Source organism: Lacrimispora sp. (assembly GCF_047605665.1).
Taxonomy (GTDB): Bacteria; Bacillota; Clostridia; order Lachnospirales; family Lachnospiraceae; genus Lacrimispora.
Window position 1 is genome coordinate 12,751 of sequence record NZ_JASGFH010000030.1, and the last position, 23,276, is coordinate 36,026.

The window sequence follows — 23,276 nt, forward strand, 5'->3', positions numbered from 1 at the left end:
ATGATATTGATAAAAAGAAAAGAGCTCTTGCAACATCCGTAAGAGCTCTCATCCAGTGACACGAATTAATAAACAAGCTGTATATGGTTTTCCTCACAGAAACGAATCCATTCTTCATCCGGTTTCTGGTCTGTAATCAAATAATCAATCTGGCTCAAATCGAGGAAATGAGTAAAAGCAGTCTTATTCATCTTAAAGTGATCCGCAAATAATGCAACTTCTGATGCCTGTTCTACCATAACCTTCTTAATAATCGCTTCTCCCTCATTGGAATCCGTCACTCCCATTTCCAGGTCAACACCCTTGCAACTGATCAGAAGAATATCCACATGATACTTTCTGATGTTATCCATTGCAATCTGTCCTCTTAAGGAAAGTGAATTCTTATTATAGATTCCTCCTGTGGAAATCACGTTGATATTTGTATGGGCCAATCCACGAAATACCTCTGTGGATGTTGTCAGTACGGTAACGTCACTGCTGTCAGGAAGTAATTTCAGAGCCTCCATAACTGTGCTGCTGGCATCAGCAGCAATGGTAAATTTGGTGGCAAGAATATCAGCAAATGCTTTTGCCATCTTCTTTTTCTCCGTAAGATGAATTGCTGCACGCCGATAAAAGTGTATCCCTTCCCCGTGAGTCCCATGATTTAATACTGCGCCTCCAAAGGTTCTGGTGAGAACACCTTCGCTCTCCAGCTTATCCAAATCCCGCCGGATAGTCTCTTCCGTTACTTGAAATTGATTACTTAATTCAGAAACTACAACTTTATTCTCTGCTCTTAATTTTTCTTTTATTGCTATTAATCTATCTTTTGCCGCCATTTACATACTCGCTCCTCGTCTTTATTTGTAAACATGCCTCTATAATACCACACAAAAATGTTGTTTTAAATAGGTTTTTCTTTTTTTTCAACATTTTCTACATATTTCCAATAATTCGAGGGGCTTTTCATCTTGTTTTTTACTTTTCCAGGCCTTCTGCGAGTTCACGCATATACTGTACATCAGCCGGGTCCAATTCAATCTCCGCTGATTTTACATTTTCTTCAATCTGCGCCACGGTAGTAGCTCCGCTTAATAGATTTAAGAAATCTCCCTGTGCGAGAATCCATCCCAGGGCCAGGTTTGCAACGGTACAGTCATACTTTTCACAAAGAGGTTTCCACTGATCCATCATATCCATAGCCTTTTGCATATTCTCCGGCTGGAACCATTTCTTTGGAATCTGAGCGCCTACCGGCTTATAATCTCTTGGCATGGTTCCTGATAACAGACCCATTTCCAGGGGTGAATACGCCTGAATGGTAACTCCGTTTTCACGGCAGCAGGGAATGATCTCCTTTTCAATGTCACGGTCCAAAATAGAGTATTTAGCCTGTACAATGTCAAGCTGACCCCATTTTAAGTACTCCTCAATGTGATGAATATCCACATTGGCAGCACCGATGGCCTTGATCTTACCCTGTGCTTTTAACTCATTTAACAAGTCCATGGTCTTTTGGATGGGCACAAAGTACTCAGTTCCTTCGATTGCCTGCCAATGTGTCATGTATACATCTACATAATCGGTTCCCAGGCGCTCCAAAGATTCTTGGATTTCTTTTTTCACAGATGCTGTATTTAAGTTTTTGTATAACTGAATCCCATTTACAACATTGAACAGATCGCCCTTCATTTCCTGATCCCAGGTCACTCCGCATTTGGTGATGATTACAACATCTTCACGTTTCATTCCTTCCAATGCTTTTCCAAGGATTTTTTCACTGTTACCGAAGTTATACCCCGGTGCAGTGTCAATTAAGTTTACGCCTGCTTTGGGGGCTTCCCGGATGGTGTTCACCACTTCCTGAAGGTCGTGATCCCCGCCCCAGGCAGAGCCGCCGCCGATGGACCATGTGCCCAGGCCGATTCTTGAGATATCTATTCCTGTCTTACCAAGTTTCATTGTTTTCATATTGCCATATCCCTTTCTTAATCCATTCAATTAAAGGAAGTTACTGATAGTCCTTGCGGTACTTTGCCAGCATTTCATCTACGATCTTTTTGTCTGTTACGCCGCCGGTTGCACCCACGTACTGAACCGAAACTGCTGCTGTGCAGTTTGCATAGACTGCGCATTCCCGGATGTCTTTACCTTCCAGCAAACCGGTAATGAAACCGGAAGCAAAATTATCGCCGGCTCCGATGGTATCGATTGCCGTCACGCCTTTGCAGGCAGGGACGATCATAGAACCCTCAGAATTTCGGATATAACAGCCTCTCCTGCCGATTTTCATAATGACATTTTTTATGCCGTAACCATACAGCTTGTCGGCAACCTTTTCTTCCCTGGTTTCCCCTGTCAGCGCACTGGCTTCTTCAAAGTTGGGAAAGAAGAAATCCACATAACTTAAAGCCTCTGCAATGTCATCAATCTTCTCATTCAGCCGGGGATTGATCATGTCCGCACAGATCATCATGCCTTCCTCTTTTGCCTTTTTAAAAACAGAGACCATTGCCTGATTGTCAAATAAGGGGTTGTTGAAAATGCTGGCAAAAGAAAGAATCTTTGCATCCTTTAACGCTGACATATCCAGATCATCGTATTTGAATTTCCACAGACTTCCCTGACGGTTTGTTATGAAGGTACGCTCTCCGTCGGCAGCTACCAGAGCAACGTTGATAGAAGTATCAAGGCTGGGGTCCTGCTTTATGTAAGTGGTATCAATATGATTTCTTTTACAGTGATCAAGAACAAAGGCTCCCGGCACATCAACGCCGATACAGCTCATCAAAGCAACATTATGTCCCAGTCTGGTGATGATTGTGGATTCGTTTAATGCGTCTCCCCCAATGGTCATGGCAATGCCGTCTACCGGATAAGATGCAACATCAAAGACTTCTTTGCTGACCGGTCTCAGTGGCAAATCTACGATTGCCGCTCCAATAATGATTACATCTATTTCTTTCCCCACTTTATTCATCAGCCCTTCCGTCATCTCCGAATAATTTGATCTTACTCATGGCACGTTTTTTCACTGCTGCGCGCACGGCGCGCTCTACAGCCAGAAACGGTTCATCCTTATGCTCATTGATCGCTTCCATAGCAGCCTGGCAAAGCTCTGTATGAATGTTGATCTTGGAAATACCAAGAGAGATCGCTTTCTTGATATCTTCATCACCGATACCGGAAGCTCCGTGAAGTACGATAGGCACATCGACAGTATTTGCCACTTCCTCTAAAATATCAAAGGCAAGTTTTGGCTCAGAAGTATATACTCCGTGTACATTTCCGATGGCTACTGCCAAAGAATCACAGCCGGTTCTTTCCACAAAATCTCTTGCCTGTTTTGGGTCCGTATAGTGGTAGTCTGACAGCGCTTCTTCATAAACCGTTTCATTTCCCACATGTCCCAGTTCTGCTTCTACGGGAATGTTGTATGCGTGGAAATAATCTACACATCTTTTGATCTCCGCCACATTTTCCTCATAAGGAAGAGCGGAAGCATCACGCATAACAGAATTCATGCAGTGATCCACTGCATTTTGAAGAATTGTCATGTTACGGCCATGATCCCAGTGAAGAATGACAGGAACAGTCGCTTTTTTTGCCATGGATTCCATCATGTAGCAGTAATCTTCAAAGGAAGTATTTCCTGTAAATCCTGTACCAAAGGAGATGATGATCGGAGCCCGAAGCTCTTCCGCCGCATCAATGACTCCCATTAACATTTCTGCATTCCATACGTTAAAATGAGGAATTGCATAATGTCCGTCTTTCGCTTTCTTTTCCCAATATCTGATATCTGAAATCATAATTTTCTCCTCTTCTTAAAAAACGTTTTTTATTCAGCTACTTTGACAACGCCTTTGACCATATCCGCTTTTTTCACGGGATCGATTGCTTCTGTAAAGGCTTTCTGAACATCTTTATAATCATAAATATCTGTTACCATGTCTTTTACATTGATTTTTCCCGTTGCAACCGCTTCAATTGTCTGGGGGAAATTGTTGCAGTATCTGAATGCGGTCTGAATGGTCACTTCACGGTTAATCTTTAAGAAATCGATTTCTACCGGTTTTGACTGTGTGCCGACCATGATGATTTTTCCGCCGCGGGCTACCATTCGCACTGCCTGATTTACGGTAAAGGGAGAACCTGCTGCTTCAAATACCAGTTCCACTCCATGGTCGCCGTAAAGTTCCGGTGAACGGAGAACCGCCACTGTATCCTCTTCTTTTCCATTGATGACTCTCTTAGCGCCAAATTTTAAAGCCAGGTCCAGACGTTTCTGCATCACATCAACCACGGTAATATCTGTAGCGCCAAGGCTCAAGCAGGCCTGTAATACCATAAGGCCGATGGCTCCGGCGCCGAGGATTACAATGCTCTTTCCAACAGTCGCTCCGCCAAGCATTGCTGCATGCATACCAACTGCTGCCGGTTCTACCAGTGCACCTTCCATGGTTGTCATTCCTTCCGGAATATGATAAGTCCATTCTTCCGGATGGGTCATGTATTCACACAGGGCGCCTTTGTAGTGAGGCTGTGTTGCCAGCATGTCAACGCTTGGGCAGATATTGTAATGGCCGCTGCGGCAGTAATCGCTTTTTCCATCCGGCACACTCGGTTCGATCAGCACTTTATCTCCAACCTTGAACTTTGTAACCTTAGCTCCAACTTTCACTACTTCCCCTGCAACTTCATGTCCCAGTCCGATTTTCTGGTTTGGATCTTTAGGCGGAATAAAGGGGCCAAACTCAAATCCATGAATATCTGAGCCGCACATACCTACGTATTCAACCTTCATTAAAATTTCATTGTCCTTTGGTTCCGGAACCGGGCATTCCTGAATTTCAAACTTCTTCGGTGTCACCAATATTGCTTCTGAATTTTTCATTTCAGATCCTCCTTATATTGCAGGGCTGCCGACGGCTGAAAGGATTCAGCCGCCAAGCCGGCCCCTGTTTTCATTAATCTACATTACCGATATCTTCTACAGATTCTCCTCTTGTTTCAATACCGAGGAACAGAATTCCTACTGCAATGATAACTGCCACGATGGAGATCAGAATAAACACTCCGCCTGCTCCAAAGCTGCTTGCTGCTACGTATGTTACGAGGAATGGGAAGAAAACATTGCTGACACGTCCCATCGCGTTACTGAATCCGGAACCGGAAAGTTTTGCTGATGTGGGCCACATCTCCGGCACATACACTGCTGATGCATAGCATACATACATGTAAATAACCGTATTGAGAAGGAAAGTCCATAAAATCAGCGCGCCCATGGCTGTCTGCTGTCCTGTGATAATTCCCAGGATTGCCATCAGGACGAGAAGTCCTACACCCATTATCTTACGGGGAATCTTATCCATGATCAGAGAGGCAATAAAGATTCCAAAAGGAGCTCCGAAGAGGCCGAACATTGTCATAAACTGTGAATCCTTTGTGCTGTATCCCAAAGAGGAAAGCATGGAAGGCATCCAGTTCATCAAGGTATACTGAATGGTATTCATACCGATCAGCACCAAAGAGCCTACGATCGTTCTGCGAAGAAGTTTTCCTTTAAACAGTGCAGAGTAAGGAAGCTGCTTGACTGGCTTTGGCTCTTCTGTCACTTGCGGAAGAGGTTTTCCCATAGACCGCTCGATTTCTTTTTCGATTGCTGTCATGATCTCGTCTGCTTCATCTAATCTTCCTTTTGATTCCAGCCATCTCGGTGACTCCGGGAATTTTATGTATACCCATATGCATGCAATAATGGAAAGAGCGGAAGGAATCATGTACTGAATTCTCCAGTTTAATGCATAGCTGGCAACCATAGACCCTACTAAAAGTGCAATACCGTTACAGATCGGATGTGCCCAGTTACCGATAAAGGAGGTACGGCTTGACCATGTACCGCGGTTTCTTCCCGGAACATACTCTGTAAATCCTGCAAACAGGACCACTAACAGCGCTCCAAGTCCAAGACCCTGCAGGAATCGGAATAAATACAGCACATTTACGTTTGGTGAAGCTGCTCCGCCGATCATGGCGATAATATGAAATACTTCATATAACAAAATAGATTTCTTACGGCCGATCTTATCTCCGATGGGCCCTCCCAGCAATGCGCCGAATAACTGTCCGGCTGTATATGTAATTCCCCACATCGCAAGAAGCTTGGTCCCTTTCTCTAGCCAGTGAATCTCATTTAACAGAATATTCTGTACTGCACCGCCGATACCGTTTGACCAGCAAACGAGAAGTGCAAATGCTGTTACCAGCCACATTTTAACGTGCCATGATGAGTTGGGAAGACGGTCAAGTCTTGCTCCAATATTTACTGATGATTTATTCATTTTTACCCTCTCAATTTCATATGTGTTATGTTATTTGATTTAATTTTAAATGCTTCGAGCGGCACCTTTTAATTCGGTTTCAAGGTCTTCTTCCATGATTGCCCAGGCTTTTTCAAAATCCGGGGCTTTATTCCAAAGAGCGGGAGGTCCCATGATCACAATATCTGCCCCTGCCTCATAAAGAGGGCGGTACAGGTCTTTGTTCATGGAGCCGTCTGCTTCGATCAGGAAGTTCAATCCTCTCTCTTTTCGAATCTGTGCCAATTGTCTGATCTTAACATACATCTGGGGATCTACCGGCTGTCCTGCAATGCCTGGGTCTACGATCATGATGGTTACCTTATCCAGTAAGGGAAGGTAATATTCAATTGTAGAAAGGGGAACGGATGGGCTTAAAGCAACGCCTGCTTTGCATCCCAAATCCTTGATTCTGTGGATCGTCACAAAGGCATCCCCTTCGATGCAATCGGTATGAGGTGTAATGTATGCGGCCCCAGCCTTCGCAAATGTCTCCAGATACTGCTGAGGGTGAGCTACCATAAGGTGGGCATCCATGGGTTTTAAATTTTCCACGTGCTTATTTAAGTAATCCAGATAATCCGGCCCTATGCCATAGCTTGGCACATATACCCCATCTTTAATATCCATATGCAGATAGTCGGATCTCTCATTGATAATCTTCATCTGCTCTTCTACATGAAACAGGTCGCAGCACCCTACCGACGGTGCGATCATCAATTTTCTTTCCATATCTTAAGCCTCAAAATCATAGGTCATGATTACTTTGATCGCTGATTTATCAGCCATGGCCTGGAATCCTTCTTCCCACTGGGAAAGTCCCATTCTGTGTGTGATCATAGGCTGTACCTTGATGGCTCCGGACTCTAAAAGGCGGATGGCATTTCTCCAGGTAGTGGAATCATAAGCCATATGTCCGATAATGCTCTTATTCCATGAGGTGATGTCGTTGATGGAAAATTCCAATGGTTTGAATCCCATACCGACACGAACGATCTCTGCGTTTGGTCTTGTCATTTCAAGAGCCTGTTTTAATGCAATGTTAGCACCGGAGCACTCAAGCACCAGTCCGAGATTGTCTCTTCCGCATATTTCCAGGCAGCGGGCAACCACATCCTCTTTTGATCCGTTGATACAATGGGTAGCGCCCAGTTCTTTTGCAACACCAAAACGCACCTTTGTGTCCTCTTCCAGACCTACCATAACAATGTTAACAGCTCCCATGATCCGGGCAATCTGTACTGCAAACAATCCGATGGGGCCTGTACCGAATACTACAACGTCCTGTCCTGGAAGAAAATGTGTCTGCTGGGCCATTGCGTTATAGGAGTTGCAGATTGGATCAAGAACTGCTGCTTCTTCATACTTTATGCCTTCCGGAATCTCCCAGATTGCATGTCTGTGGATTCTTAAGATTTCACCTGGAATGACACAATATTTTGTAAATCCGCCGCCCCATCGGTTATTGTCTAATCCAAGATTCACTTTTGATTCACAGCAAAGGAAATCACCTGATTCACAGGCCGGGCAGACTCCGCATACATGACCGGTATTATCAGACACAACCCTCTGTCCGACCTTCCAGTCTTTTACCTTTGAGCCAACTTTCACAATGTCTCCGGCGAATTCATGTCCGCGGATTGAGTTAAATTCATCTGAGCCATTCTCCACTTGAAAGTGTTTCATGTCTGCTCCGCAGATTGCTGCAGCTTTAATCTCAACAATCAGGTCTTCTTCGCCGCATTCCGGCTCCGGAACATCAATCAGTCTGTAGCCACCAAATTCTTTTCCATACCTTGCTAATGCTTTCATTGCTTTTCCTCCATTTCTTCCACTTACATTACATTTCTTTGTATTGTTTCGGCCGAAAAACATCCGGTTCTCACTTTCCTTTCAGAACCTTTTGTTTATACCTACATACTAATCAAATTATCATCATTAGTCAATTCTATTTTTTGTTTTCAAAGATTTTCATTACTATTTCACAAGTTTAAATTCTGTTTTAAAGGATTTTATCTTTGTTTTTTGTTTACTTTTTCATAAAAAAGTTATTGACAAAGATTTATTTCTTTATTTCAAAGATTTTACTTTTTGTTTTCCTCATATTTCGACATGGCCCGTGATTTATTTTATCTTTTCACAGATTTCGGTCACTTTTCTGCAGGCACTTTCAATTTCCGGCTTTAATAAGTATTTTTGTTAATCTGTCTTTTTGAAGACAGCCTTGAAGACAAACCGCTTATGCCATTTAAGCACAGCGGTTTCTGATACTGTTACGTATCAGATTTTTTATGCCTGAAATCAAAATCCCGCTTGCCTTTTTTCCGATTTTCATGTACAATTCCCTTATGGAGACATAGCTCAGCTGGGAGAGCATTTGCTTGACGTGTAAAGGGTCGCAGGTTCGAGCCCTGTTGTCTCCACGCACAACAAAGACACCGGAATTTCCGGTGTTTTTTCTATGCCCCAACCCCTCTTTACAAAATGTTTATAATTTCTACAACTTTTCTACACACCCCATCAGTATTATAATAATTGTTATAGGTAATATCCTTTTAACTAAACTTTTTCATACTCCAGCCGGCAGGATTCCCCCCATTCTGCCGGCGCCCTCCTTTTAGCAGGTCTTTTTAATCCCGTATTTTCCCTGTCTCCGTCATAAAACCGTATCCATTCCATATACTTATCATGGGTGATATTATGAATGATTGCTGTGATATATTATTGATTGCTACAGTGGCCTGCCAGATTGCAAGCTGTCTCAATGACGACGAATTGGGCCTGCTGGCGGCAGACATGGTTTTATTGAGTGATGCTTTGGGAGCCATTGCAGTCCGCCGTTCCTTAAGGGACGAGGACTCGGACAATTGTGACGCTCCGTCAGCTTGTTCACACTTCTTTTAATATTACATATACTGTTATTACAGAACGAATCATTAAAGCAGCTTTATAAAGGAAATGTGCCGCGCATAGCCGCCGCTTTGCTGTATTCCCAAAGATAAACAACTCATTCTGCGCTGCCGTTTGTATCCTTCCGCTTTTGTGAAAACTTCTGTTAAATGCCTGATCACAAGTATAATACCTCAAAAGGGCGGAGACCATATCCTTCTGGTTTCCACCCTTTCAAAAATATTATTTACATAAAAGACAAAATTTACACGCATAAACGCCTGGAAGACTGCGCACCATAATCGTGAGGTGATGACCATGTCCTATATAGCTCCTGCAGTCCAGGCTAAATTTGAAACACTTTCCATTGATTTAAAAAATGAAATCCTGGAAAAAAACGTTCAGATTAATACCATTTACGACTTAATTCATGTACTGGAAGAAATCGTAAACAAGGGAAGTTAATCTCCTCTGACACAAAAACAGCCATAAAGCAAATATTGCTTTATGGCTGTTTTTTTATGGTTCTTATCTCCAGCAGTTAGAGATGGTTCTGCACTGGAGCCCTTTGTTTGTAAGAGCTGTTTTAAGGTTAGAACAATTGCTGTTCTTGTTTTGGGATACAGCCCCCTGCGTACACCCAAGACGGTTTAAAATATCATTTATATTTCCGGATTGTCCGCAGAAGCTTGATGAAAAGCAATTGCTTACATTCACCGGGCAGGTTGCTGCCTGAGCGGTCATGGGAACACCGGATGCGATTACTGCGGTTGCTGCTGCTAATACAAATACTGGTAACTTCTTCATGGTAATATCCTCCTGTTATGTTACGTAATTATTACATTTCTGTTACAAAATGTATCATAACATACAGGAAATGGAATTTCACTAGGGGAAAAATGGAAATTACCCTTTATTTTCCAGTTGGCACTCATCCATGGCCAGTTTTAAGGCTCCCATAATGCCCTGGTTATCATTTAAGCTGGGAAGAACGATGTAATTTTCCATGTCCTCCAGCTCTTTTGTCTGCAAATATCCGTTAAGCTGCCGCTTTACCTCTTCCCTCACCATGGGCATCATGTGCTCCTGATGCATGACTCCTCCGCCCAGAACAATGCGCTGGGGAGAAAGGATCATAATGTAATCCACCAAAGCCTGTCCGATATAATACGCTTCCAGCTCCCAGACTTCCTTTTTGTCAGCCAGCTCCACGCCCTTTTTCCCCCAGCGGGCTTCTATGGCCGGACCTGAAGCAAGTCCTTCCAGACAGGTCTTATGATAAGGGCAGCGGCCCTCGTAGGAATCAGAAGGATGCTTCGCCAGAAGCAGATGTCCGCCCTCTGGGTGGAGCATGCCGTGAAGCAGCTTCCCGTTTGAGATGATTCCCGCTCCCACGCCGGTGCCGATGGTGATATACATGCTGTTTTCCAGTCCTTTTGTAATGCCCCAGGTGGCTTCTCCCAAAGCTGATCCATTTACATCCGTATCAAATCCCACTGGAATCTTAAGAGCTTCCCGGAATGCCCCCACAATGTCATAATTAGCCCAGATAAGCTTGGGTGTGGTGGTGATATAGCCGTAAGTATCAGAATTCCTGTTTAAGTCAATGGGACCGAAACAGCCTATTCCAAGGGCTTCGATCTCCTTGTCCGCAAAGTATTCAATCAGTTTTGGAACGGTGATTTCCGGTGTTTCCGTTGGTATGGAAGTGCGCTCAAAAATCTCACCGTTTTCATTTCCTATGGCACAAACCATCTTTGTACCGCCTGCTTCTAATGCTCCAAGTCTCATTTCCTTCTCCTCCTGCCTCATTCCGGATTGGAACAGATGATCGTCATCGTTCCCTCAAATCTGCACTCCCCGCTGTCTGCCGGTATAATAAAATGCTGCCCTGCCTTTAACGGAATGCCATTTACCAGACCGCTTCCGCTTATAACGCTCACATTGGTAAAATACTTCTGAAACTCCTTTGCAAATACGCCCTCTATCTCATATTTATCCACCGAATAAAATTGACAGATTACCAGATGCGTGCGGACTGCCCCGTTCTCCTCTGTCCTCTCCGGTGCGGTTTTATCCTCTTCAAAAGGAGCCTTTATGACTGCAATGCTCTGCTCTGTATGAAGCTGTCTGGGCTTTCCGTCTGACAGCCGGTCATAATCATAAAGACGGTAGGTGATATCGCTGCTCTGCTGGGTTTCTAAAATAAGGGTGCCGCCCTTAATGGCATGGACACATCCCGGTTCGATCTGGAAAAAGTCTCCCTTTTTAATGGGCTGGGTACGGACAAATTCCTTCCACCGCCCATCTCTTACCATGGCTTCCATCTCTTCCCGGTCCTTTGCATGGTGTCCGATGACGATTTCCGATCCGGGAGCGCAGTCTAAAATATACCAGCACTCTGTTTTTCCAAAGGAACCGTTTTCATAAAGTCCGGCATAGAAGTCATCAGGATGGACCTGAATGCTTAAATCCTCTTTTGCGTCAATGATCTTCACCAGAAGAGGAAACTTATCTCCCGGATAACCGCCAAACAGCGGCTTGTTTTCCTTCCACAGGCTGCTGAGGGAGCGTCCGTCATATGGGCCTCCTGCAATCCGGCATTCCCCGTTTTCATGGGCGCTGATGGCCCAGCACTCCCCTGTGATGTCACTTGGGATATCATATCCAAATGCCTCCTTCAGCCTGGTGCCCCCCCAAATGGCCTCTTTAAAAACAGGCTCCAAAAACAAAAGTTCCATGCGCTTTCCTCCTTTTTGCCCATGGATTTGGGCATAATGGCATTTATGCTTGTTTCCTATATTCTACCTGAATATGGCAAAAAGGAAAAGAGAAATTTCTATATTTACATCAGGAATTTTTTCCGTATACTTCGATCTGGGTGAGGGCAGGAAATGGAGACGGATCGTCGGCTTTTATTAAGCTGCCCAGCTTCACCCAGGTGATGTTTTTCTTTTCAATGGCAAAGGTGTGAGGCTTCACGCTTTTTTCCATTTCCACCTCCTGAGAGGTTCCGTCAGAAAAGGTGAAAGTGGCTTTTACCCACCAGTTATCATGAGGGAAATCTGCACGTGTATAAAGAACGATCTTATCAAAGTCCACAGGGCGTCCAAAGTCCAGAGTCATTTCCGCATCATCCTGGCGGTTGATTCCCCAGGATTCATAAGGCCATGCTCCATGGGATTCATTTGCCAGAACGCCGTCAATGGCATTGCGGGCTGCAAATACGGCTTCCCCTCTCGTTTCCACATTGGCAAAGGCGTGAGGGAAACAGCCCCTGTCTCCGTGCTGGTCCATGACGTTTCTGGCGAGATTCCGGTAAGCTTCTGTTTCATAATCATATGCCTCACGAATCGTCAGATAATGCCTTTCCCCGGTAAATGCCTTGGGATTATAGGAAATCTTCTTCTCTCCAAAGGGAATATCGTAAACTACCTCCGGCTTTGTGAGATAGACAAATGACTCATCCATGCAGTCATCCACCCGTACCACATAATAAGCTTCTGTCCGGTCCGTTCCAAAAACGATGGAATCTCCCTCCTGGTACTCTCCTTCTGCCACCAGGATCGCCTGATTTTCTTCCCTGACAGATGATTTTATTTCTCCAGCCTGATTTTTTACGGTAATCGACACGTTAGCCATGTTCAGTTCTCCTCTTCTTCCTGTTCAAAATAGTCTTTATATTCCACCTCTATCTGATACTTCATCCTCTTGGTGCTGTAATAGAGATGTTCTTTCAATGCCTGTTCCAGGCCCTCAATATCCTTTTTTTCCATCAGTTCAAAAAGCTCTGTATGCTCTTTTATAATTCTTGTAAAATCTGTTTCCGTCACAAAATCCAGCATCCGGAATCTGGTGTAATGAAGCTGCTGGGCCTGGATCATGTCCCATAGCTTTCTCTTTCCCGTAGCCCGAAACCAGACTGCATGCATATCCGCATCCATGCGGTAAAACTGCTCCGGCTCAAATTCCTTTTCCTGAATCAGGGCCTCCTGGCTGCGGATCATGTGGTGGACTTCCTCCAGCCAGAGGGGTGTTGCTATATCCATGAAGTCCCTCATGACCATGGTTTCCACCGCAACTCTCATATAAATCATCTGCTTGATATTGTCCAGATTCAAAAGCGTTACCTGTGTGCCGGAATAGGGCACGGAATTGACAAATCCCTGTTCCTGGAGCCTTCTGACCGCCTCTCTGACCGGAGTCCGGGATACGCCGAATTTCTCACAGATTTCATTTTCGCTTATGATCTGGCCGGGCTTTAATTCCAGGTCCAGGATTTCCTGCTTTAATGTCTCAAATACCAGCTCGCCGCGGTTTTTATAAATCTTGTTCTTTCCTTCCATCGTACCCTCACTGTTCTCCCTGCCAGACATGCCTGCGCATGGCTCATTGTTTGCGAAAATAATGCCATGACCTCCGCCTTGAAAGCAGACATCATGGCATTATGTTTCATCAAGGCCGGGTTGTTATTATTATTTAGGCTGTTTGCCGATATAAGCTAAAATACCGCCGTCAACATACAGAATATGACCATTGACAAAGTTGGAAGCATCAGAGGAGAGGAACACTGCCGGACCTGCCAGATCCTCTGCTTCTCCCCAGCGTGCTGCCGGAGTTTTGGCAATAATGAACTGGTCAAAGGGATGCTTGGAGCCGTCAGGCTGAGTCTCCCTTAAAGGTGCTGTCTGAGGTGTTGCAATGTATCCCGGTCCAATGCCGTTGCACTGAATGTTGAATTCGCCATATTCGGAAGCGATGTTCTTGGTCAGCATCTTTAAGCCGCCCTTTGCTGCCGCATATGCGGAAACGGTCTCACGGCCGAGTTCGGACATCATGGAGCAGATGTTGATGATCTTTCCGTGGCCTTTTTTGATCATGGAAGGAATGACTGCCTTTGCTACAATAAAAGGAGCATTTAAGTCAACATCGATAACCTGTCTGAACTCAGCAGCAGTCATTTCACACATGGGGATGCGCTTGATGATTCCTGCATTGTTCACCAGAACGTCGATAACGCCCACTTCTTTTTCGATCTGGGCAACCATGGCGTTTACGCCTTCTTCATTGGTAACGTCGCATACATAGCCGTGGGCATCGATTCCCTCTTCCTTGTAAGCGGCAATTCCCTTGTCTACCAATTCCTGTTTGATATCATTAAAAACAATGACCGCACCTGCTGCTGCAAGGGCCTTTGCAATAGAAAAGCCAATGCCGTAGGAAGCGCCTGTAACCAATGCAACTTTTCCTTCCAGGGAAAACTGGTTTAATAAGTAGTCCTGATTCATGATTCATTCTCCTTTGCTTGATTTTTAGTGGTCAGCTATTTTATGGTTCGCATTTTAAGTTTGTATGCAAACTATAAAATTTGTATACAAATTAAATGCTTATATATAGGCTAGCACATCCAAGCCCTTTTTTCAATGAGCATATTCGCCAAACAATGTGCCTTTCATTTAGTCATTATTTTGTTTCATAAATCATGATTCTATCCCTGTCCTGCAATTCCTGCTGAAAATATCCGTCTTCCCCGTTGACCTCCAGCTTGACCTGGCTTGTCAAGTTCTGAAAATCCAGACCGGAATATTCCAGCATGTCCATCAGGTAGTAGGGCTGTCCGTCGGGTTTTGAGGGAAGGGTTAGCGGTCTGTCATTGAGGTAAAAGGTGATTTTTCCGTTTCTGGGGGGCTTTTTTGTGTCTTCCTTTTGGGGTGCAGGGGATGGGGAAGGGGGTGTTGGTCTGACAGTTTTTTCTGGCATACCTTCTGCTGTCTGCCTGAACATGCCGTCCGGTACTTCTTCAATTATCTGTCGGGAGACTTTCTCTGGTACTTCTGCCATCTGCCGGGAAGCTTTTTCCGGCACCTTTTCTGCCATCTGCCAAGAAACTTTCTCCGGTACTTCTTCTGCCACCTGCCAAGAAGCTTTCTCCGATACTTCTTCTGCCATTTGCCAGGAATCCTTCTCCGGAACTTCTTCTACCATCTGCCAGGAAAACTGACCCGCGTCTTCTTCTGCCATCTGCCAGGAATCCTCCTCCGGCATCTCTTCCTCTAACTGCCAGGAAGCTTCCTCTGCCGCCTCCTCAATCTCTTCCGTGACAATTACATCCCCGGTCTTTAAAGCCCTATTCTCTGAAACTTCCTCATCATTTACGAAAACTCTGATATTCTCTCCAAAATCCACCACATGGAAAACCGTGGCAGAAGCATTTTTTCCGCTTTTGGCAGGAATGAACAACAACCGGTCCTCTGCATTTACGGCATCAGAAAGCTGGGCATCCTCCCCGTTTCTCTTCAAAACAGAAGGCTCCGCTTTTTCTCCGTAAAACACCACTCTTTTCCCATTTACAGTCACCACCAGATTCTGGCCGGAACGTCCGATCATATCCTGGTAATTGTAACCGTTCATCATCAGAACATCCATAACCGTAAAGCTTCCTCTGCGGAACAGCTTGGCCGGCTTGTCATTTAAAATAACCCTGAAGCTGTCGCTGACGATATTAAATCCCGCTGAAATGACAATTCCAAGAGGAGTGGCATACTCCGGATTTTCAAGATCGTACTCTTCAGAAAATGCATTGATTTTAAAATTATTGCCTGCAATGGCCACACGCTTTGGGTCCATGTTTAAATGCTTGACAATTCCTTCCTTTAAACCGGAAAGCCTGCTGCCCCCTCCCGCTAAGAAGACTGCCGAAGGGGCACCCCCATTCACTTCCATGATCTTTGCAGAAATCTCCTCGCAAAGCCTGGAGGAAGCATCCTGGATGCTTTCAAAAATCGCATCTCTGGTAATCACCTGCTCAAATCCAAGGATGTCGGTAAAATGAAGCTCTGACCCTTCATCGATCTCTGCCTTAATTTTCTCCGCCGTATCAAAGTCAACCAGATATTCCTTCATAATGGTTTCCGTGATCTCATCACCCGCCAGAATTGCCATGGTATAGCCCGTCACGCTTCCATCCCGGCAGACCGCAATATCCGAGGTTCCCGCACCGATATCCACCATAGCCAGGTTCAGCAGACGGATATTCTGGGGAATCGCCGCATTGATGGCTGCAATAGGCTCCAATGTGAGGCTGGCTACCTCAAGTCCCACCTTATTCATGGCAGCATACAGGCTTTCCACCACCTCTGTAGGCAGAAAGGTCGCAATAATATCCGCTTTCAGTACCTTTCCGTGATGGTCGATTAAGTTGGAAATCATATAATTATCCAGATAATACCGGCTCACAGTATAGCCTACCAGATAGAACTGGCGGTCCAACTCCCTGCCTTCCCTGTCCATAAATGACTTTTCCGCCTCACTGATAGCTCCTGCTTCTAAGCGGCTTACAGCTTCCGCATCAATCTTCTGCGCTCTGGGAAGCTCCATTTCATAGGTGACGCTCTCCGTGCGCAAAGCCCTTCCGGCGGCTGCCACACAAACCTTGTCCAGCCTGCACCCCAGCTTATTCTCCAGCTTTTCCTTTACCTGCCCTGCGATCTTTGCCACCTGTTCAATATCTTCGATCTGTCCGTCAATCATGGCCCGCTTTGTGTGCTCGGCTCTTTCTATGGCAACGATATGAATTCTTTCCCCATCCGGCATTCCCACCATGCCAATGATGCTGCGGGTTCCGATATCCAGGGCAAAAATAGCCTGTTCCGGAAGTGTATCTGTCAAAATGCTATTTCTATGCTCCATAAATAATGCCCCATTCTCTTGTGTATTTGCTTATTATTTTACTAGTATCATCAACCTGCGTCAATCGGATAACGGAAACTTTATGAATAAAAAGGCATCCGGACAGGCAATTTTTGAAATCATACTATTCTGGCTTCATAAAATACGAGATATTGTTCCCCCACTTTGTTCTTATGAATGTCACAGTTATGAGCAAAGCTCCATTCAAGCATTGCACTGAAACCGCAGGTCAGTTCATCCTTAAAACATCTCCGGATTTCCGGGACGTATTTTAATATTTTTTTCAGTTCTTCCTCAGAAAGAAATTCCTCATTGCCGTAATACTCATTATTCTGATCTCTGATTATGATCGTGACATCCCGTTTTGAAAAAGTAACCAGATTCCACAAATCTTCTTTCACTGCCTCTATTACAACTTTATCTGAAAAAACATTTAGAGTTCCACTTTTTACAGCAATAAAATACGGGTAAAAAATAACAATGCCATTGTCACCTATGTTCTTTTTAAGGCTGTCCGCAAACTTGACTGCTTCAACCGATTCTGCCCCTACCAATCTGGGCAAATTCAAATCATTTCCCTTATGCACAGCACATCGGATCGTCCAAAGCATGCTGAAATCCAAACTTTCCTCATCGGAATACTCTTTCCAATCTACCGCAGGCAGTCCCATAGCCTTCAACTCATAAAAACCCATTAATTTATTCATTTATGCTCTCCTCATTCAGCCTTTCAATCAAGGCAAACAATATGATTCATAAGCGGAAACAGTATATAAATTCATCATACCGGAAACGTAATCACAGTTCAACCTCTGTTGTAATTTATCTCGGTATTGCTGACTTAATTCCTGCGTCCACTTTCCTTGCGGATTACGTAACCCCAAGGCAAGCTGCCGTGTCCCTTCAGTTCATATTTGCCTGCCATTTTGCATATGTTGTGGAAATAGTTCCATTTATGAGGCTTCCATGCAGACAATCTCCCAAAAAACCCGGTCAGATATCATGGTTTACCGGGACATTCCTGTTCTGACCTATACCATCTACTACCCGGAATTCACCTCCACCTGCAGTCAGTCTGCAGTGCAGAGCATCAACCGGTTTTATGCATTTCAGGCTAAGAATAAAGAAACCTACTGCCGCACCGTCCTTTACCAACAGGCTTTGGAACAGGCGCAGTATGTCCAGGCCAATCAGTTTCCATTTCACGGCTATGAATTTATGTCCGTCTATAAAATCACCTACAACAATTGCTGCATTGCCAGCCTTTTTACAGACCAGTACAGTTATTTAGGGGGAGCTCACGGCAATACGGTCCGGGATTCCCAGACCTGGGATTTCGACACCGGGGAGCAGATGGAACTGAGCAGTTTCTTTCCCGGCAATCCAGAATTTATTGATATGCTTTTCACATCCATGGAACAGCAGATTCAGGAACAGATGAAAACTTCGCCTTCCATGTACTTTGATGACTATGCCGCTCTTTTGAGAGGAAACTTCAATATTAACGGCTTTTATTTAAAACCGGAGGGCATCATCATCTATTACCAGCAGTATGACATTGCCCCCTACGTCAGCGGTATTCCGGAATTTTTCTTTCCATTTGCAGGCGGTTTCTGCTGATGATATGGTTCTATGCCGTTTAATCAGCGGGTTTTATTATCCTTCCAGTAACCGTTAGCCTTAGATGACTGATCCTGCATAAGAGTACATTGAATAAAACGGAAGAATAACATAAAACCGGTACCAGGATTTATGCCCTGACACCGGTTTTTATAGTCTGCGTACTGCAGGCTGTCACAATTTTATTAAGTCTTGTTTTTATCAATTAAAATAGAGAAAATGCCAAAAACAGAGAAGACATCAAAGAAGCCACAAGAGAAACCACCGTTATCTGTGTGTTAATGGATGGACCGGCTGTATCCTTAAAAGGATCGCCCACCGTATCGCCTACTACAGCCGACTTATGAGCTTCGCTTCCTTTTCCTCCGTTTCCGCCTGCCTCGATGTATTTCTTTGCATTATCCCAAAGCCCTCCGGAGTTGCTCATAAACAGAGCCAGCAAGAGACCGCTGATAATGTTGCCTGCAAGGTATCCTCCTACAGATTCAACACCGCCTATAAATCCAACTGCCATGGTCACAAAAATGCTGACCAGTCCGGCAGGAATCAGTTCCTTTAATGCACCATCAGTAGCAATATCGATACATTTGTCATATTCCGGCACCACTCCCGGCTTGCCTTCCTTAAGACCCGCGATTTCCCTGAACTGACGGTGGATTTCCGCTACCATTCTCTGTGCATTGCGGTCTACTCCAAGCATCAGCATGGAAGAGAAAATAGCCGGAACAGAAGCTCCTACCAGCATTCCGAAAAATACCGTAGGATTGATAATATCAAATCCGGTCAATACAGTAGTGCCTGCTGCATCATTTACCTCACTCATAAACGCACCGAGCAGAGAGATAATCGTCAATCCTGCTGCTGCAATGGCAAATCCTTTTGTCACTGCCTTTACCGTATTTCCTGCGCTGTCAAGTGAGTCTGTGATTTCAAGTGCATCCTCTCCCAGATCACCCATCTCAACAAGCCCTCTGGCATTATCGGCAATTGGACCATAAGCATCGTTGGAAATGATCATACCAACGATGGAAAGCATTCCAACTGCGGCCATAGAAATTCCAAACATTCCTGCAGTAGGGTCTCCAGGAGCGATAGACTCACAAAGATTATAGGAAATCAGAGCAGAAATACCGATTCCCACCATGGCAGGAAGCACGCTTAAAAAGCCATAGGAAACACCGGAAAGAATGGTGAATGCAGGTCCTGACTCAGAAGCTTTTGCTACATTCCGTACCGGTTTCTTATTATCGTTTGTAAAATAATCACTGGTAATTCCTATAATAACTCCCACAAATAAACCGATAGCCGCTGCACCCCAGATACGCCAGTCAAATTGAAATACGACTGTTGCCGCAGCAGTGAGGACGGCAAATATGCCCGTGGTAATATAGGTACTCATGTTAAGAGCCCTGGTAGGATCACCATTTTTTCCCATGCGGGCTGCCATAACTCCTATGATCGAAGATAAAAGTCCCAGAGAAGCGTAGCAGAATACCATGGCTGCATAGTCCACTCCTATTTTTTTGCCCAAAGCAATAGCCATAACCAGGGCAGATACCATGGAAGCCACGTTAGAGTCAAACAAGTCCGCTCCCATTCCGGCAACATCACCTACATTATCGCCTACATTATCGGCAATTACCGCCGGATTTCTGGGATCATCCTCAGGGATTCCAAGCTCTACTTTTCCAACAAGGTCTGCACTGATATCCGCAGTCTTTGTAAAAATACCGCCGCCTGCCTTAGCAAATAAAGCCAGGGAGCTGGCACCAAAGCTAAAGCCCAACAGAGCCACGGAGTCTCCGGTGACCATCATAACCAGGGTCACGCCTAAAAGTGAGCTTCCCACTACCGCCATTCCCATAACTGCGCCGCCGCGGAAGGCTGATAGGAAAGAAGGTTTCAAACCGCCTCTCTGTGCAGCTTCTGCAGTCTTGACATTGGCTACGGTAGCTACCTGTATTCCTATTTTTCCTGCTATGGCAGAAAAAACAGTTCCGCATATGTATGCCAGGACAATGGTAAAGTTACCTAAGATCGAACCGCCTCTCCATATAGGAGCCGGGAGAAACAGAAAAATCAAAACCGCAGCTCCCGCACAAAACTTTGATAAAACAATGTATTCCTTTTTTAAAAATGTGTTTGCCCCCTGTCTGATGTAACTTCCAACCTCTTTCACCCGTTGATTTGAAGATGGCTGCGCAGATACCCAGCGGTACAACCACACCGCAAACGCAAACGCAATAACAGAAACAAGAACGGAAATGATTAGAAATAAGCTTAAATTACCCATAACACCATTAACCTCCTATTTTCTTAAAAATAAAAATTCTTCCCATTGTATCATTGTATATTTTACCATATTATTCCATATATTTCAAGTTATATATTATTGATATTAACTACATATTTTATTATCTTCGCTCATATACTTGTAATACTTGCATTAAAAATTATTGTATTTTTTTACATTTTAAAGCATGTTCCCGATTCCGTTTTATCAAGTACTCTTTTTGAGGATGATAAAGGGTTTTTTGAAAGTATTTCTGCATGTGGTTTCATTAAATGGTTTTTTCTCTTCTGGTATTTGAAGTGGCTCAGATTCACTTTTTATCTTTTAGGTATGATACTGCACTTTTATGTTATCTCTGGAAGTCCATTACAAAAACTGCACTATTTTTATGATTTGAGAAGTTTTATATAAATAAAAAAGCCCAGGAGTATTATAAAAATAACTCCTGGGCTTTTTCTGCTTGATATCAAAGCTCGGATTAAAGACATAGAAATTCCTGTAAAGAATAGATACCAGTGACACGGTCAATATAATATGTACCAAACCGGATTCCGCTACCTGTGCCGGTGATAAGTTCCTGGTGAGGTGATGGATGATTGTGGCTAACAATTTCCAGGTGGGCCAATTCTTCTTTTCTTAGGAGATATCGATAATGGGTAAGGTGGGAATGCCAGAGGCCCACATCTTTTTATTGCTCAGATGTATATTCTACGATATCCTCTATATTGCATTTTAATATCTCACATAACCGTTCCAGTGTGTGAGTGGATACATATCCGTTTTTCTTTAACCGGCCAATCTGGCCTGCACTGACACCGTAGTCTTTTATCAGGCAGTATTGGCTTACACCTTTCTCTTTCATCGTGTTCCATAACTTGTTATAAGTTATCATTTCATTTTCCTCCTGTAAGATGTTTTACAAGGTTATTATACGTGATTAGGAAAGGTTTTCATAATTTACTCTGCTAAGCCTGGATATTGCAGAGCACCATTCTGATCCGGGGTGAGTGTTACTGATTGAGTGGCCATCTTACCATCCTGATTCAGATAATACCACTTGCCATTAATATCCCGCAGGCCCTTATCCATAGCCCCGTCAATGCCAGGTAGTACTAACTGCTCTTATATTGATACCAGGTGTTTGTAACCATCATACCAGAACCATCAAACCAGTACCATTTACCATCGGGCTCCTCATGCCAGGCATCTCTAAGTCATTTAAGCGGTGTTTAGCTGATTTTGATTCATGCTCCAACAAAGTGAGCTTTACTGCTATTTCTTCATCAGTCATATTCTATACCTCACTCTTCTTCTAATTTCGCAGCCACTTCATCGTGTCATCGAAGCGGCACCTCTCCCAGTGTCATTTTCCCTACCCTAATTCTCATCAAATAAAAAGCTACCATTATACTTCACTTCCTGCAATTTCAGCTAATTCCCCAATCGACCCATCCTGAATCTTCCGTGTTTTCTGCCCTACCCATGAGCTCTTTACCTCCTTAGACACCCCATATTCACATCAGTGATATTAAAGATCATATCCAGCCAAGCTGGGGTAACTTCATCACTTCAAATCGGGTTAACTGTCTGCGCCAGTCACTCCTTAATTTACCGGAATTCCACTGGGAAGCTCCTTATTGATTTGTACCTTATAGGCGCTTAAGTTGTCTTAAGTAACAGCGCAAGAATGGTGAGATACTTCTGTAAATCCCAAAACTGTTTTCAAAAACTGCCTTAGTTTCCACTTTCGTCAATTTTAATGATGGTTTCATTTTTTAATGATTTTGTCTATGATTAGACCTCATTTTTATGATAAAAATGGTTTATGTATGTAAAAAGAACTTTTCTGCATTGTTTTTTTAGATTGACTAAATTAAATGCTAATATGAGTAATAAAGTAAATTCCAGCAGCCTAGAAAACTATGTACCCAAAAGCAACATTGTATTTGAATCTATAGCATTAGTACGATTCGGTACAAGTCCGGGAGCGATGTATATAGATTTGTTTGGTGGCGCATCAACCTATTATAGGCTTGAACTGAACAATGCTAATAAGAAAATCGCCTTTAGAATGTTTGATGGTAGTAACATGAGTACCTTTTTTGAAAAATAAGTGTTTAAGGTATTGTCGCTATCGTAGTACGGCCTGTTTCTATGTTATTAACAGTTTTTATAAGGGACAATTTACCAGCTTCTACAACAAGAACGGTTTGAACATTGCCTGTAATGTCTATTATTTGTGTTCCATAATCATGGCTTGTTCCCCCATTAGCATTTTTTAGGAATGCTCCTTTTAAAGTATCGCTCACCATCGCCATATAAACCGGAACATTTTTCCGAATTATAAGATTTCCAGTAATATCCCCGCCTGTGTTATTAACTTTATTAGCATTTAATTTAGTCAATCTAAAAAAACAATGCAGAAAAGTTCTTTTTAC

Annotated in this window: 25 protein-coding genes and 1 tRNA gene; 5 read left to right on the forward strand and 21 right to left on the reverse strand. The window is 43.9% G+C overall.

Annotated elements, in window-relative coordinates; all coding sequences use genetic code 11:
* Positions 1-65 precede the first annotated feature (65 nt).
* The 8 genes from QM657_RS18700 to QM657_RS18735 all read right to left on the reverse strand — a co-directional run bounded on the left by QM657_RS18700 (position 66) and on the right by QM657_RS18735 (position 8,159).
* Positions 66-824 (reverse strand): DeoR/GlpR family DNA-binding transcription regulator, encoded by a 759-nt coding sequence (locus QM657_RS18700; RefSeq protein ID WP_415068218.1) that lies wholly within the window; start codon positions 822-824, stop codon positions 66-68.
* Between the two features lie 139 nt (positions 825-963).
* Positions 964-1,956, reverse strand: coding sequence for an aldo/keto reductase (locus QM657_RS18705; RefSeq protein ID WP_415068219.1), 993 nt, complete (start codon positions 1,954-1,956; stop codon positions 964-966).
* Between the two features lie 40 nt (positions 1,957-1,996).
* Positions 1,997-2,965: a carbohydrate kinase family protein gene (locus tag QM657_RS18710; RefSeq protein WP_415068220.1), complete on the reverse strand. Its 969-nt coding sequence runs from the start codon at positions 2,963-2,965 to the stop codon at positions 1,997-1,999.
* Positions 2,958-3,797: a class II fructose-bisphosphate aldolase gene (locus QM657_RS18715; RefSeq protein ID WP_415068221.1), complete on the reverse strand. Its 840-nt coding sequence runs from the start codon at positions 3,795-3,797 to the stop codon at positions 2,958-2,960. Before QM657_RS18715 ends, QM657_RS18710 begins: the two co-directional genes overlap by 8 nt.
* A 29-nt stretch (positions 3,798-3,826) precedes the next feature.
* Positions 3,827-4,882 (reverse strand): NAD(P)-dependent alcohol dehydrogenase, encoded by a 1,056-nt coding sequence (locus QM657_RS18720; RefSeq protein WP_415068222.1) that lies wholly within the window; start codon positions 4,880-4,882, stop codon positions 3,827-3,829.
* Between the two features lie 73 nt (positions 4,883-4,955).
* Positions 4,956-6,329 carry an MFS transporter gene (locus tag QM657_RS18725; RefSeq protein WP_415068224.1) on the reverse strand — a complete coding sequence of 458 codons (1,374 nt, stop codon included), beginning with the start codon at positions 6,327-6,329 and terminating at the stop codon, positions 4,956-4,958.
* 45 nt (positions 6,330-6,374) lie between these two features.
* Positions 6,375-7,079, reverse strand: a complete 705-nt coding sequence (locus tag QM657_RS18730) for a ribulose phosphate epimerase (protein ID WP_415068225.1) — start codon at positions 7,077-7,079, stop codon at positions 6,375-6,377.
* A 3-nt stretch (positions 7,080-7,082) separates the two neighbouring features.
* Positions 7,083-8,159 carry a zinc-binding dehydrogenase gene (locus tag QM657_RS18735; protein WP_415068226.1) on the reverse strand — a complete coding sequence of 359 codons (1,077 nt, stop codon included), beginning with the start codon at positions 8,157-8,159 and terminating at the stop codon, positions 7,083-7,085.
* Between the two features lie 538 nt (positions 8,160-8,697).
* On the opposite strand from QM657_RS18735, the gene QM657_RS18740 reads away from it, so the two are divergent.
* The 3 genes from QM657_RS18740 (at position 8,698) to QM657_RS18750 (ending at position 9,701) form a co-directional block, all read left to right on the forward strand.
* A tRNA-Val gene (locus QM657_RS18740) sits at positions 8,698-8,770 on the forward strand.
* 277 nt (positions 8,771-9,047) lie between these two features.
* Positions 9,048-9,251 carry a DUF6774 domain-containing protein gene (locus QM657_RS18745; RefSeq protein ID WP_415068227.1) on the forward strand — a complete coding sequence of 68 codons (204 nt, stop codon included), beginning with the start codon at positions 9,048-9,050 and terminating at the stop codon, positions 9,249-9,251.
* A 303-nt stretch (positions 9,252-9,554) separates the two neighbouring features.
* Positions 9,555-9,701 carry a hypothetical protein gene (locus tag QM657_RS18750; RefSeq protein WP_415068228.1) on the forward strand — a complete coding sequence of 49 codons (147 nt, stop codon included), beginning with the start codon at positions 9,555-9,557 and terminating at the stop codon, positions 9,699-9,701.
* 63 nt (positions 9,702-9,764) lie between these two features.
* Here the strand turns inward: QM657_RS18750 and QM657_RS18755 are convergent, their stop codons facing one another.
* The 8 genes from QM657_RS18755 to QM657_RS18790 form a co-directional block, all read right to left on the reverse strand.
* Positions 9,765-10,043 carry a hypothetical protein gene (locus QM657_RS18755; RefSeq protein ID WP_415068229.1) on the reverse strand — a complete coding sequence of 93 codons (279 nt, stop codon included), beginning with the start codon at positions 10,041-10,043 and terminating at the stop codon, positions 9,765-9,767.
* A gap of 99 nt (positions 10,044-10,142) precedes the next feature.
* Positions 10,143-11,027 (reverse strand): ROK family protein, encoded by an 885-nt coding sequence (locus QM657_RS18760; protein ID WP_415068230.1) that lies wholly within the window; start codon positions 11,025-11,027, stop codon positions 10,143-10,145.
* A gap of 17 nt (positions 11,028-11,044) precedes the next feature.
* Positions 11,045-11,977 carry a type I phosphomannose isomerase catalytic subunit gene (locus tag QM657_RS18765; RefSeq protein WP_415068231.1) on the reverse strand — a complete coding sequence of 311 codons (933 nt, stop codon included), beginning with the start codon at positions 11,975-11,977 and terminating at the stop codon, positions 11,045-11,047.
* Positions 11,978-12,086: 109 nt separating this feature from the next.
* A complete protein-coding gene (locus QM657_RS18770; RefSeq protein WP_415068232.1) occupies positions 12,087-12,878 on the reverse strand; it encodes a carbohydrate-binding protein in 792 nt (263 codons plus the stop codon).
* 2 nt (positions 12,879-12,880) lie between these two features.
* Complete coding sequence (locus QM657_RS18775) at positions 12,881-13,582, reverse strand: GntR family transcriptional regulator (protein ID WP_415068233.1); 702 nt, start codon at positions 13,580-13,582, stop codon at positions 12,881-12,883.
* 129 nt (positions 13,583-13,711) lie between these two features.
* Positions 13,712-14,524: a gluconate 5-dehydrogenase gene (locus tag QM657_RS18780; RefSeq protein ID WP_415068234.1), complete on the reverse strand. Its 813-nt coding sequence runs from the start codon at positions 14,522-14,524 to the stop codon at positions 13,712-13,714.
* 175 nt (positions 14,525-14,699) lie between these two features.
* Positions 14,700-16,904 (reverse strand): pilus assembly protein PilM, encoded by a 2,205-nt coding sequence (gene pilM / locus QM657_RS18785; RefSeq protein WP_415068235.1) that lies wholly within the window; start codon positions 16,902-16,904, stop codon positions 14,700-14,702.
* Between the two features lie 140 nt (positions 16,905-17,044).
* Entirely contained in the window at positions 17,045-17,632 is a 588-nt protein-coding gene (locus QM657_RS18790; RefSeq protein WP_415068236.1) for a hypothetical protein, read from the reverse strand.
* Between the two features lie 259 nt (positions 17,633-17,891).
* On the opposite strand from QM657_RS18790, the gene QM657_RS18795 reads away from it, so the two are divergent.
* The gene (locus tag QM657_RS18795) at positions 17,892-18,545 is read left to right on the forward strand and encodes a DUF3298 and DUF4163 domain-containing protein (RefSeq protein WP_415068237.1); all 654 of its coding nucleotides are present in this window, start codon (positions 17,892-17,894) and stop codon (positions 18,543-18,545) included.
* A 205-nt stretch (positions 18,546-18,750) separates the two neighbouring features.
* Here the strand turns inward: QM657_RS18795 and QM657_RS18800 are convergent, their stop codons facing one another.
* From QM657_RS18800 to QM657_RS18815, 4 genes are all read right to left on the reverse strand, one after another.
* Positions 18,751-20,838: a sodium-translocating pyrophosphatase gene (locus QM657_RS18800; protein ID WP_415068238.1), complete on the reverse strand. Its 2,088-nt coding sequence runs from the start codon at positions 20,836-20,838 to the stop codon at positions 18,751-18,753.
* A 688-nt stretch (positions 20,839-21,526) separates the two neighbouring features.
* Positions 21,527-21,730 carry a helix-turn-helix domain-containing protein gene (locus tag QM657_RS18805; RefSeq protein ID WP_415068239.1) on the reverse strand — a complete coding sequence of 68 codons (204 nt, stop codon included), beginning with the start codon at positions 21,728-21,730 and terminating at the stop codon, positions 21,527-21,529.
* 65 nt (positions 21,731-21,795) lie between these two features.
* Entirely contained in the window at positions 21,796-21,927 is a 132-nt protein-coding gene (locus QM657_RS18810; RefSeq protein WP_415068240.1) for a hypothetical protein, read from the reverse strand.
* Between the two features lie 61 nt (positions 21,928-21,988).
* Positions 21,989-22,129 carry a hypothetical protein gene (locus QM657_RS18815; protein ID WP_415068241.1) on the reverse strand — a complete coding sequence of 47 codons (141 nt, stop codon included), beginning with the start codon at positions 22,127-22,129 and terminating at the stop codon, positions 21,989-21,991.
* Positions 22,130-22,723: 594 nt separating this feature from the next.
* Here QM657_RS18815 and QM657_RS18820 point away from each other — a divergent pair.
* Positions 22,724-22,951 carry a hypothetical protein gene (locus tag QM657_RS18820; RefSeq protein WP_415068242.1) on the forward strand — a complete coding sequence of 76 codons (228 nt, stop codon included), beginning with the start codon at positions 22,724-22,726 and terminating at the stop codon, positions 22,949-22,951.
* Positions 22,952-22,955: 4 nt separating this feature from the next.
* On the opposite strand, the gene QM657_RS18825 is transcribed toward QM657_RS18820, so the two are convergent.
* Positions 22,956-23,276 (reverse strand): hypothetical protein (locus QM657_RS18825; protein WP_415068243.1); only part of this gene is annotated, 321 nt, incomplete at its 5' end.

What these genes read in the sequence shown, in the direction of transcription:
- QM657_RS18730 (WP_415068225.1), bottom strand. Translation starts at nt 7,079, where the DNA reads ATGGAAAGAAAATTGATGATCGCACCGTCGGTAGGGTGCTGCGACCTG.
- QM657_RS18710 (WP_415068220.1), bottom strand. Translation starts at nt 2,965, where the DNA reads ATGAATAAAGTGGGGAAAGAAATAGATGTAATCATTATTGGAGCGGCA.
- QM657_RS18775 (WP_415068233.1), bottom strand. Translation starts at nt 13,582, where the DNA reads ATGGAAGGAAAGAACAAGATTTATAAAAACCGCGGCGAGCTGGTATTT.
- QM657_RS18820 (WP_415068242.1), top strand. Translation starts at nt 22,724, where the DNA reads ATGAGTAATAAAGTAAATTCCAGCAGCCTAGAAAACTATGTACCCAAA.
- QM657_RS18755 (WP_415068229.1), bottom strand. Translation starts at nt 10,043, where the DNA reads ATGAAGAAGTTACCAGTATTTGTATTAGCAGCAGCAACCGCAGTAATC.
- QM657_RS18770 (WP_415068232.1), bottom strand. Translation starts at nt 12,878, where the DNA reads ATGGCTAACGTGTCGATTACCGTAAAAAATCAGGCTGGAGAAATAAAA.
- QM657_RS18720 (WP_415068222.1), bottom strand. Translation starts at nt 4,882, where the DNA reads ATGAAAAATTCAGAAGCAATATTGGTGACACCGAAGAAGTTTGAAATT.
- QM657_RS18705 (WP_415068219.1), bottom strand. Translation starts at nt 1,956, where the DNA reads ATGAAAACAATGAAACTTGGTAAGACAGGAATAGATATCTCAAGAATC.
- QM657_RS18700 (WP_415068218.1), bottom strand. Translation starts at nt 824, where the DNA reads ATGGCGGCAAAAGATAGATTAATAGCAATAAAAGAAAAATTAAGAGCA.
- QM657_RS18810 (WP_415068240.1), bottom strand. Translation starts at nt 21,927, where the DNA reads ATGGATAAGGGCCTGCGGGATATTAATGGCAAGTGGTATTATCTGAAT.
- QM657_RS18780 (WP_415068234.1), bottom strand. Translation starts at nt 14,524, where the DNA reads ATGAATCAGGACTACTTATTAAACCAGTTTTCCCTGGAAGGAAAAGTT.
- QM657_RS18790 (WP_415068236.1), bottom strand. Translation starts at nt 17,632, where the DNA reads ATGAATAAATTAATGGGTTTTTATGAGTTGAAGGCTATGGGACTGCCT.
- QM657_RS18805 (WP_415068239.1), bottom strand. Translation starts at nt 21,730, where the DNA reads ATGATAACTTATAACAAGTTATGGAACACGATGAAAGAGAAAGGTGTA.
- QM657_RS18735 (WP_415068226.1), bottom strand. Translation starts at nt 8,159, where the DNA reads ATGAAAGCATTAGCAAGGTATGGAAAAGAATTTGGTGGCTACAGACTG.
- QM657_RS18815 (WP_415068241.1), bottom strand. Translation starts at nt 22,129, where the DNA reads ATGACTGATGAAGAAATAGCAGTAAAGCTCACTTTGTTGGAGCATGAA.
- QM657_RS18760 (WP_415068230.1), bottom strand. Translation starts at nt 11,027, where the DNA reads ATGAGACTTGGAGCATTAGAAGCAGGCGGTACAAAGATGGTTTGTGCC.
- QM657_RS18745 (WP_415068227.1), top strand. Translation starts at nt 9,048, where the DNA reads ATGAATGATTGCTGTGATATATTATTGATTGCTACAGTGGCCTGCCAG.
- QM657_RS18750 (WP_415068228.1), top strand. Translation starts at nt 9,555, where the DNA reads ATGTCCTATATAGCTCCTGCAGTCCAGGCTAAATTTGAAACACTTTCC.
- QM657_RS18765 (WP_415068231.1), bottom strand. Translation starts at nt 11,977, where the DNA reads ATGGAACTTTTGTTTTTGGAGCCTGTTTTTAAAGAGGCCATTTGGGGG.
- QM657_RS18725 (WP_415068224.1), bottom strand. Translation starts at nt 6,329, where the DNA reads ATGAATAAATCATCAGTAAATATTGGAGCAAGACTTGACCGTCTTCCC.
- QM657_RS18795 (WP_415068237.1), top strand. Translation starts at nt 17,892, where the DNA reads ATGCAGACAATCTCCCAAAAAACCCGGTCAGATATCATGGTTTACCGG.
- QM657_RS18800 (WP_415068238.1), bottom strand. Translation starts at nt 20,838, where the DNA reads ATGGGTAATTTAAGCTTATTTCTAATCATTTCCGTTCTTGTTTCTGTT.
- QM657_RS18715 (WP_415068221.1), bottom strand. Translation starts at nt 3,797, where the DNA reads ATGATTTCAGATATCAGATATTGGGAAAAGAAAGCGAAAGACGGACAT.